Source organism: Solirubrobacter pauli, assembly GCF_003633755.1.
Classification (GTDB): Bacteria; Actinomycetota; Thermoleophilia; order Solirubrobacterales; family Solirubrobacteraceae; genus Solirubrobacter; species Solirubrobacter pauli.
The window spans coordinates 37585-46737 of record NZ_RBIL01000002.1; the positions used below are offsets into that span (position 1 = coordinate 37585).

9 protein-coding genes are annotated in these 9153 nt (G+C 75.2%); 8 read left to right on the forward strand and 1 reads right to left on the reverse strand.

Annotated elements, in window-relative coordinates; all coding sequences use genetic code 11:
• Positions 1-32 precede the first annotated feature (32 nt).
• From C8N24_RS19950 to C8N24_RS19975, 6 genes are all read left to right on the forward strand, one after another.
• A complete protein-coding gene (locus tag C8N24_RS19950) occupies positions 33-1040 on the forward strand; it encodes a LacI family DNA-binding transcriptional regulator (protein ID WP_211340064.1) in 1008 nt (335 codons plus the stop codon).
• Positions 1041-1228: 188 nt separating this feature from the next.
• The gene (locus C8N24_RS19955) at positions 1229-1759 is read left to right on the forward strand and encodes a S1 family peptidase (RefSeq protein ID WP_147447898.1); all 531 of its coding nucleotides are present in this window, start codon (positions 1229-1231) and stop codon (positions 1757-1759) included.
• A 65-nt stretch (positions 1760-1824) separates the two neighbouring features.
• Complete coding sequence (locus C8N24_RS19960; protein WP_121253421.1) at positions 1825-2670, forward strand: LLM class flavin-dependent oxidoreductase; 846 nt, start codon at positions 1825-1827, stop codon at positions 2668-2670.
• On the forward strand, positions 2667-3368 hold the full coding sequence (locus C8N24_RS19965; RefSeq protein WP_121253423.1) for a PaaI family thioesterase: 702 nt from the start codon (positions 2667-2669) through the stop codon (positions 3366-3368). Before C8N24_RS19960 ends, C8N24_RS19965 begins: the two co-directional genes overlap by 4 nt.
• A 77-nt stretch (positions 3369-3445) precedes the next feature.
• A complete protein-coding gene (locus C8N24_RS19970; RefSeq protein ID WP_121253425.1) occupies positions 3446-3928 on the forward strand; it encodes an ester cyclase in 483 nt (160 codons plus the stop codon).
• Between the two features lie 30 nt (positions 3929-3958).
• On the forward strand, positions 3959-4465 hold the full coding sequence (locus C8N24_RS19975) for a hypothetical protein (protein ID WP_121253427.1): 507 nt from the start codon (positions 3959-3961) through the stop codon (positions 4463-4465).
• A 3-nt stretch (positions 4466-4468) separates the two neighbouring features.
• Here C8N24_RS19975 and C8N24_RS19980 read toward each other — a convergent pair whose 3' ends face one another.
• Positions 4469-5380 carry a LysR substrate-binding domain-containing protein gene (locus C8N24_RS19980; RefSeq protein WP_170179246.1) on the reverse strand — a complete coding sequence of 304 codons (912 nt, stop codon included), beginning with the start codon at positions 5378-5380 and terminating at the stop codon, positions 4469-4471.
• A 72-nt stretch (positions 5381-5452) separates the two neighbouring features.
• Here C8N24_RS19980 and C8N24_RS19985 point away from each other — a divergent pair, with 72 nt between their 5' ends.
• Positions 5453-6832: an MFS transporter gene (locus C8N24_RS19985; RefSeq protein ID WP_147447900.1), complete on the forward strand. Its 1380-nt coding sequence runs from the start codon at positions 5453-5455 to the stop codon at positions 6830-6832.
• Between the two features lie 32 nt (positions 6833-6864).
• Positions 6865-9036, forward strand: a complete 2172-nt coding sequence (locus C8N24_RS19990; protein WP_170179247.1) for a methyl-accepting chemotaxis protein — start codon at positions 6865-6867, stop codon at positions 9034-9036.
• Positions 9037-9153 lie beyond the last annotated feature (117 nt).

The following is a 9153-nucleotide window of genomic DNA, read 5'->3' on the forward strand; positions in this document are numbered from 1 at the left end:
GCGCTCCAACGCAACCTGAGATACTCGCCGCGATGACGAAGGGCTCGTACGTGACCATGGACGACGTCGCACGCGAGGCGGGGGTCTCCCGCGCGCTGGTGTCGCTGGTCATGCGCGACAGCGCGAAGGTCAGCGACGAGCGGCGCGCCCGGGTCCGGGACGCCGCCACGCGGCTGGGCTACCGGCCGAACGCGATCGCCCGCAACCTCGCCTCGCACCGCACGCACACGGTCGGGATCCTCCTGAACGACCTGCACAACCCGTTCTTCGCGGAGATCGCCGAGGGGATCGAGGAGCGCGCCTCCGAGCTCGGCTACCGGCTGTTGTTCATCACCGGCGGGCGGCGCAAGCAGCGTGAGCAGGCGATGCTCGAGGCGCTGCTCGAGTACCGCACCGACGGGCTCATCCTGGTCTCGCCGCACCTGCCCGGCCCGCAGATCGCCGCGGCCGTCGGCGGACTGCCGTGTGTGGTCACGGGTCGGCGGGTGCGGGCGTCGACGCTCGACTGCGTCCTCAGCGACGAGTCCGTCGGCGCGCACCTGGCCGTGGAGCACCTCGTCGCGCTGGGGCATTCGCGGATCGTCCACGTCGACGGTGGCGACGGCGCGGGCGCGGCGCCCCGGCGAGCGGGATACCTGCGCGCGATGGACGACGCGGGCCTCGGCCGTGCCGCCGCCGTCCTCCCGGGCGAGTTCACCGAGAGCGCCGGCGCGGAGGCCGCGACCCGCCTGCTGCGCGGGCGGCGCAAGCTCCCGACGGCGGTCATCGCCGCCAACGACCTCGTGGCCGTCGGCCTGATCGACCGCCTCGAGCAGGACGGCCTCCGCGTCCCCGAGGACGTGTCCGTGATCGGGTACGACAACACGTTCGTCGCCGGCCTCGCGCACATCCAGCTGACCACGATCAACCAGCCCCGCCGCGAGATCGGCAACGAGGCCTTCGCGCTCCTGCTCGAACGCGCGGAGGGCCGGGCCGAGCGCGTCACGCGCGTGCACGAGCCGACGCTGGTGGTGCGCTCGACGACGGCGCCGCCGCCATGAGCCGCGCCGCGCGGGGCGGCGCGAGGAGCGCGCGGTGGCGGGGCGTGACGGGCGCGCGGTGGCGGGGCGTGACGGGCGCGCGGTGGCGGCGCGCGGCGGGCGCGCGGTGGCGGCGCGCGACGGGCGCGCGGTGGCGGGGCGCGGCGGGCGCGCGGTGGCGGCGCGCGACGAGCGCGCGGTGGCGGGGCGTGGGGCTGCGCGGCGCGGCCGCCGCGCTCGGCGGCGCGTGCCTCTTCGCGGCCGGGTGCGGTGGCGCCGCGTCGGTCGAGCCGTTGCCGGTCACCGTGCGGGCCGGCGGGCTCGCCGACGGGCGGGCGACCGCGGTCGCGACCGGCGACGGGCGCGTGCTGACCGTCGCGCACGTGCTGGACGGGGCGCGGTCGGTGCGGGTCGGTGGGCGGGACGCGCGGGTGGTGCGCGTGGACGCGCGGCGCGACGTGGCCGAGCTCGCCGTGCCCGGGCTGGTCGCCGAGCCGGTCCGGTTCGCGCGTGGGGGATGCACGGTGAGGGTGCAGCGGCTGCGCGGGGCCGTCTCCGCGCGGGTGCTGCGGCGGGTCACGGCGACGCTCGACGGTGCGCGCCGGCCCGCGCTCGAGCTCGACGCGCGCGTCGAGCCCGGCGACTCGGGTGCGCCGGTCGTCGACTCGGACGGGCGGCTCGTCGGGCTGGTCTTCGCGCGCGGCGACGACAGCGCGTGGGCCGTCGCCCTGGCGGGGTAGCCGGCAAAGTTCAGGGTGCTGACCCGATTGGCGACCGGGGGTGTGAGACGCCATCATCGGCGCAGATGACCGGCGTCGCCTTCACCCCGCTCGAGACCCGCGTCGGCACGCTCGTGCGGCTCGCCCAGCGGGCGGACGCGCTCGGCCTGGACCGCGTCCAGATCGCGGAGGCGGACGCCTACGACGCGCTGCTCGTGCTCGCCGACATCGCGTCGCGCACGTCGTCGATCGGCGTCGGGACGCTGTCCGCGCAGCCGCACTTCGCCTCGGCCGCCGTTCCGCTGCAACGCGGCTCGGGCGGTCGCCTGGCACTCGGGGCCGGCGCGTCGATCGCCACGCTGACGGCCCTGCGCGCGCAGCTCGGGCACGAGGTGCCGCTCAGCCTCGACGCCCACGCGCCCGAAGCGATCCGGATCGCGGGCGGGCTGGCCGACGAATGGGCGCCGACGCTCTGGCCGCGCACGCGCCTGGCCGAAGGCCGCGCCCTGCTCGGCCGCGACGAGCCGCGCGGGACGGCGCGGGCCGGCGGGAGTCCCACGCGCGTCGTGCCGGTCGTGCCCGTCGCGCTCGGGCCGAACATGGTCGTCGCGCGGCGGTGCGCGGCGTGGTGGCTGCGGACGTTCGCCCGGCGCGAGCCGCAGCGGCTGCGGGCGTTCGCGGGGCCGGTCGTGATCGAGTCGCTGCGGATGGCCGACCGGCTCCGCGCGCGGGAGCTGCCCGCGGTGGCGGAGCCGCTGGCGCGCGAGCTGACGCTGTTCGGGACCTACGACGACGCCCCCGCGCTGCTGGCGGCGTGGGCGGCCGCCGGCGCCGACCGGGTGCAGCTGCTGCTGCCGCCCGAGGAGTCGGAGGCGCAGCTCACCGAGCTCGTCGAGGTCGTGGCCGCTGCCCGGCTGGCGAGCACCTCATGATCACGATCGCCGCCCGGTACAACGGACCGCCCGGCTCGGGCAACGGTGGCTATGTATGCGGGGTCGTCGCTGAGGCGATCGGATCCAGCGCGACGGTCCGGCTGTCCGCGCCGCCGCCGCTCGACACGCCGCTCAGCCGCACGGCCGACGACCACGGCGTCCGCCTGCACGACGGTGCCGCGACCATCGCCGAAGGCCGCGCCGGCCGGCCGTCGATCACGGCGCCCGCGGCCCCGACCCTGCGCGCGGCCGCGCTCGCCGAGGAGCGCTACGCCGGCCTGGACCCGGCGCGGCACCCGTTCCCGAGCTGCTTCGTGTGCGGCCCGCTCCGGCCGGACGGGCTGCGCCTGTTCCCAGGCCCGGTCGACGGCGACGGCACGCTGGCGTGCGTCTGGCGCCCGGGCGCGGACCTCGCGCACGACGGCGTCGTCGACCCGCGCTTCGTCTGGGCCGCGCTCGACTGCCCGTCGGGCTTCGCCTGCATGCCGCCCGGCTCGCAGACCGTCCTGGCGACGATGACGGCGACCCTCCACGCGCCCGTCGAGCCGGAGCGCGAGTACGTCGTCAGCGCCTGGCCGATCGCCTCCGAGGGACGCAAGCACCGCGGCGGCGCGTCGATCACCGACCCCGACGGCCGCCCGGTCGCGCTTGCCGAGGCGCTATGGATCACGCTGCGTCCCTCCGTCAACGGCGGATAAGGATCCCGTCGACCTTGATGAGCGCTTGAGGCTTTGGGTCAGGGAGCCTTGAGCTTCGGGCATCAGCCTCACGATCCATGAACAGGAACCGGCGGCGCCAGTGCCCGTCGCGGCACACCTACGACTTCGAGCTCCGCCGCCGGCACCACTGCCCGCCGCTGCCCGACGACCGCGCCAAGCGCGTCGTCCGCCGCGTGTACGAGGACGCGCTGTCGCGCCGAAGGCTCGACGTGCTGGCCGACATCGTCGCGCCCGACTTCGTCGGCTACGACTCGGCCGGGGCGATGATGGACCGCGACGGCTACCTCTCCGCCATCGCGATGCTCCACAACGGGTTCGCGGTGCTCGACGTGACGGTCGAGGAGCAGATCGCGGAGGGTGACCGCGTGACCACCCGCTGGACCGCGATCGCGACGCACACCGGCTCGTTCGCCGGCGTGGCGCCCACGTGGCGCGAGGTGATGATGGCCGGCACGGACATCCACCGGGTCGACGGCCACCGGATCGTCGAGCTGTGGGAGCAGGTCGACTTCGCCGGCGTTCTCGCCCAGCTGCTCTAGCACCGACCGCGAGCGGGTAGACGCGCGGCGATGGATCAGCCCAAGCGCCCCGGCCCGAACGCGCGCGTCGTCGGGCGCGGACGCATGCTGGCCCTCCCGATCTGGCTCTACCTGCTGCTGATAGGCGTCGCGGTCGTGTACTTCGGCGGCTTCAGCGGCTCCCTCCTCATCGGCATCCCGTTCACGCTGCTCGCGCTCTTCGGGCTGACGTCGATCGCCCGCTCCCGCGTCTGGGTCGACGGTCCGCTGCTCTACTCGCGCAACGCCTTCGGCTACCGCCCGCCGATGCGCCTGGACGAGCTCGGCAGTGCCGCGCTGACCAGCTTCGGCCGGAACCGGGGCCGCCAGCTGCTCCTGACGACGCGCGACGGCACGCACCTGCACCTCGACGCCACCAACCTGCGCCTGAAGCCGCTGTACGGCGAGCTCGCGCGGTTCATCCCGGAAGGGTCGAGCGTCGCGAACCCGTTGCTCCACAAGCGCATGTCCGCGCAGCGGCCGGCGGTCGCGGTCGACGCACCGCGCTGGCCGATGTGACGCTCAGACGGGCTGCGCGGTCGCGCCGATCCGCTCGGCCGCGAGCGCGACGAACGCGGCCACGTCGGGGCTCGGGTCGTCCGCGCGCCAGGCGACGGCCAGCTCGCCCTCCAGCGGTGGGTCGAGCGGCCGCGTGGCGACGCCCGGCACGTGCAGGAACCGCATCCGCGACGCGTACGCCAGCGTGAAGCCGAGCCCGGCCGCGACGGCGGTGACCATCATCTCCTCGTCCGGTCGCAGGGCGGCGACGTGGCGCGCGCCCTCGGTGGCGTCGCCCCAGATCGCCGCCAGCCCGCGCTCCCAGCTGCCCGGTCCGCGCGCCCGGTCGGACCACACCATCGGCTCCTCGCGGAGCGCCGCGCGCGGCACCTGATCCAGCGCCGCCAGCGCGTGGTCGGACGGCAGCACGACCACCATCGGCTCGCGCAGGAGCGGGCGGAAGGCGATGCCGTCGGCGTCGTGGAGCGGCGGCCGCAGGAACGCCACGTCGATCGTGCGGCGCAGCAGCCGCTCGACGCTGCCGCCGGTGGCCGCGCGCGACACCTCGACGGCGCTGCCGGTGCGCGCCTCGAACACCGCGATCACGTCCGGCGCGACGGCCACGTTGCCGCACGTGCCGAGCCCGACGCGCAGGCCGTCGCCGCTGCCGTGCGCGGCGCGCCGGGCGGCGGTGACGCCCTCGTCCAGCGCGGCCAGCGCCCGCCGCGCGGGGTCGAGCAGCGCCTCGCCCGCGGGCGTGAGCGCGACCCGTCGCGTCGTGCGGTCGAAGAGCCGGGCGCCGACGAGGCGCTCGAGCTGCGCGATCTGCCGGGTCAGCGCGGGCTGCGTGACCGACAGCCCGGCGGCCGCGCGGCTGAAGCTCAGCTCGTCGGCGACGGCGACGAACGGGGCGAGCAGCCGCGGATCGACATTCATGACGGCAGAGCATAGATCCGCGCGCATCGGCATTTCCCTTCGCGTGCGGTGGACGGGAGCCTCGGTCACACGATGCACGCTCGTTCCCTCGCCGCCGCTTCGCTCGGCTTCTTCCTCGTCGTCCTCGACTCCACCGTCGTCAACGTCGCGCTGCCCGCGCTGGGCGCCGATCTCGGCGGCCGCCTCGACGGCCTGCAGTGGGCCGTCGACGCGTACCTCGTCGCGTTCGCGGCGCTGCTGCTCTCGGCCGGCGCGCTGGCGGACCGGTTCGGCGCCCGCCGGTGCTTCGCCGCCGGGCTCGGCGCGTTCGCGGCCGCCTCGCTGCTGTGCGGCGTCGCGCCGTCGCTGCCCGTGCTGCTGGCGGCGCGCGTCGCGCAGGGCGTGGCCGCGGCGCTGCTCCTGCCCGCGTCGCTCGCGCTCGTCCGCCAGACCTACGAGGACCCCACGCGGCGCACCCGGGCGATCGGCACGTTCATCGCGCTCGGCGGCGTCGCCGCGGCCCTCGGGCCGGTCGTCGGCGGGGTGCTCACCGACGCGGTCGGCTGGCGCGCGATCTTCCTCGTCAACGTCCCCGCCGGACTGCTCGCGCTGGGGCTGCTGCGAGCGGTCGCGCCGTCCGTCCCGCGGCCGGCCGCGCTCGACGTGCCCGGCCAGCTCGCCGCCGTGGTGGCCGTCGCGGCGCTCGTCTTCGGGACGATCGAGGGCGGCCGCCGCGGCTTCGGCCACGCCCTGCCCGTGGCCGGGCTGGCGCTCGCCGCGCTCGCGACCGCCGCGTTCTTCGCACGTGAGCGCCGCGCGCCCGCGCCGCTGCTCCCGCTCGACCTGCTGGCCGACCCGCGCGTGCACAGCCCGGCCTTCACCGGCCTGGTGGTCAACGTCTCGATGTACGGGCTGATGTTCGTGCTCGGCCTGCTGTTCCAGCGCACGTTCGGCCTGCGCCCGGCGGCCGCCGGGCTGGCGATGCTCCCGATGACGGGCCTGGTCGCGGTCGCCAACGTCGCGTCCGGCCGCCTCACCGCCCGCTACGGCCCGCGCCGTCCGCTGCTCGGCGGCCACGCCGTCGCCGCCGCGGCGCTGCTGCCGCTGCTCGTCGTGGACGCCGACACGCCGCTCGCGCTGATCGCCCTGCTGCTCGTCCCGATCGGCGTCGGCGGCGCCGTGATGATCCCGGCGATGACGACCGCGCTGCTCGACGCCGTGCCGGCCGAGCGCGCCGGCCTCGCGGCGGGCCTGCTCAACGCCAGCCGACAGCTCGGCGGCGCGCTCGGCGTCGCCGCGTTCGGCGCCCTGATGCACGACGACATCGTCGCCGGGCTGCACGCGGCGGCCGCCATCTCCGCGGTGCTCCTGGTCGCTTCGGCTGGACTTACCGTCAAGTCGGCCCGGTGCGCGGCCGATGACCGTGGCTGCCCGCTGTCCCCAACCCCGGTGCCCTTGCCGTCACGTCTATGAGCCTTCCCGCAGTCAAGTCCGTTCGCAGTCGCATGTTGCTGGTCCTGTTGCCGCTCACCGCGGTCGCGGTGACCGTGTTGACCCTGCTGGCGATCTCGAGCGCGACGAGCGCCGAGAAGGCCTCGCGGTTCGACCAGATGGAGGAGGCGGCCCGCGCCGGGGCCAACGACTTCGACGCTCAGGTGCGCGAGAACCAGGCGCTCGGTCGTTCGCTGGCCACGCTCATCGAAGGCCTCGGCCCGGGCGCCACGCGCGCCGAGGTCAGCGCGGTCGTCAAGCGCTTCCTCGACCGCAACCCGCAGATCATCGGCTCCTACGTCGGGTTCGACGCGGACAAGTTCGACGGCGCCGACGCCGCCCACCAGGGCACCGCCGGAGCCGACGACAAGGGCCGCTTCCTCCCGTACTGGAACCGGCTCACCGGCAAGGTCGTGCTCGACCCGCTCGTCGACATGGAGACCAGCGACTACTGGAACCAGCCCAAGGAGACCGGCAAGGACTCGGTGATCGAGCCGTACCTGTACGAGGGCGCCCTGCTCACGAGCTACACGACGCCGGTCGAGCGCGACGGCGGGTTCGTCGGCATCGGCGGCGTCGACGTCTCGTTGGCCTCGCTCGACGGGCAGATCGGCCAGAAGCGCATCCTCGACTCCGGCTACGGCCTGCTGGTCAGCCAGAGCGGGATCTTCGTCGCCGCGCCCGACAAGAAGCTGATCGGGACCAAGACCCTCGACGACCTCGCCAAGAGCAAGCGCAACCCCGACCTCGAGACCGCCGCGAAGGCGATCGCCGCCGGCAAGGCCGGCCAGCTCGAGACCACCGACCCGTTCACCGGCAAGGCGATCGTGCTCAGCTGGGCGCCGGTCTCCACCGGCCACTGGGGCTTCCTGACCGCGGTCCCGCTCGACGAGGTGCTCGCCTCCGCGCACGACCTGCGGACGACGCTGCTGATCGCCGGCCTGCTGCTGCTGATCGTCACGGCGATCGGGATCGCCGTGTTCGCCACCCGCTTCGCGAAGCCGATCACGCGCCTGACCGGCGCCGCCGAGCGGCTCGCCGAGGGGGACGCCGACGTCGCGATCGAACGCCGTGGCCAGGACGAGCTCGCGCGCCTCGCCGGCGCCTTCGAGGCCTCCGTCGCCTACCAGCGCGAGATGGCCGCGCACGCCGACCGGATCGCCCAGGGCGACCTCACCACCGACATCGAGCCCAAGTCCGACCGCGACGTCCTCGGCATCGCCGTCCGCGACATGCGCCGCCGCCTGGCGGAGCTGGTCGGGGCCGTCGACGAGTCCTCGCGCACGCTGAGCGCCGCCTCCCAGGAGATGGCGAGCACGTCGGAGGAGACCGGCCGTGCGGTCGGCGAGATCGCGAGCGCGGTCAGCGACGTCGCTCAGGGCGCTGAGCGCCAGGTCCGCTCGATCGAGCAGGCGCGCATCGCGACGGCCGAGGTCGGCGAGGCGACGCACGCCAGCGCCCGTTCGGCCGAGGAGACCGCGGCCGCGGCCGCCGACGCCCGCCGGATCGCCGTCGAGGGTCAGCGCGCGGTCGCCGACGCCACCGAGGCGATGCGCCAGGTGCGCACGTCGTCGGACGAGCTCACGGTCCAGATCCGCGCGCTCGCCGACAAGAGCGAGCAGATCGGCGGCTTCGTGGAGACGATCACGTCGATCGCCGGCCAGACCAACCTGCTGGCGCTCAACGCGGCGATCGAGGCGGCGCGGGCGGGCGAGCAGGGCAAGGGCTTCGCCGTCGTCGCCGAGGAGGTGCGCAAGCTCGCCGAGGAGTGCCAGGTGGCCGCGCAGACGATCGGCTCGCTCGTGCACGAGATCCAGGACGAGACCGGCGCCGCCGTGCGCGTCGTCGAGGAGGGGGCCGCCCGCACCGATCGCGGCGCGGAGACGGTCGAGCAGGCGCGCGACGCGTTCGAGCGGATCGGCGCCGCCGTGGAGGACATGAGCGGCCGCGTCGACTCGATCGCCGCCGCCGTCGAGCAGATCGCGGCCAGCGCGCAGCGCGTGCACACCGACATCGACGAGGTGGCCGGCGTCGCCGAGGAGTCCAGCGCGTCTTCCGAGGAGGTGTCGGCGTCGACCCAGCAGACGAGCGCCTCGGCGCAGGAGATCGCGGCGTCCGCGCAGCAGCTCGCCGGCACGGCCGTCTCGCTCCAGCAGCTGGTCTCGAAGTTCAAGGTGACCGCATAGACCGGCCCGCGATCTGACCCGACCGGAGCGGAACGTTCGACTATTTGTCCGAAACTGGTCACAAGAAAGGGGATGCCGCGCTACTTAAGCTCCCGACGGCCGTCGGCTGACTGGACT

Coding starts and splice junctions, on each gene's coding strand:
- C8N24_RS19950 (WP_211340064.1), top strand. CDS start 33: ATGACGAAGGGCTCGTACGTGACCATGGACGACGTCGCACGCGAGGCG.
- C8N24_RS19960 (WP_121253421.1), top strand. CDS start 1,825: ATGACCGGCGTCGCCTTCACCCCGCTCGAGACCCGCGTCGGCACGCTC.
- C8N24_RS19965 (WP_121253423.1), top strand. CDS start 2,667: ATGATCACGATCGCCGCCCGGTACAACGGACCGCCCGGCTCGGGCAAC.
- C8N24_RS19970 (WP_121253425.1), top strand. CDS start 3,446: ATGAACAGGAACCGGCGGCGCCAGTGCCCGTCGCGGCACACCTACGAC.
- C8N24_RS19975 (WP_121253427.1), top strand. CDS start 3,959: ATGGATCAGCCCAAGCGCCCCGGCCCGAACGCGCGCGTCGTCGGGCGC.
- C8N24_RS19980 (WP_170179246.1), bottom strand. CDS start 5,380: ATGAATGTCGATCCGCGGCTGCTCGCCCCGTTCGTCGCCGTCGCCGAC.
- C8N24_RS19985 (WP_147447900.1), top strand. CDS start 5,453: ATGCACGCTCGTTCCCTCGCCGCCGCTTCGCTCGGCTTCTTCCTCGTC.
- C8N24_RS19990 (WP_170179247.1), top strand. CDS start 6,865: ATGTTGCTGGTCCTGTTGCCGCTCACCGCGGTCGCGGTGACCGTGTTG.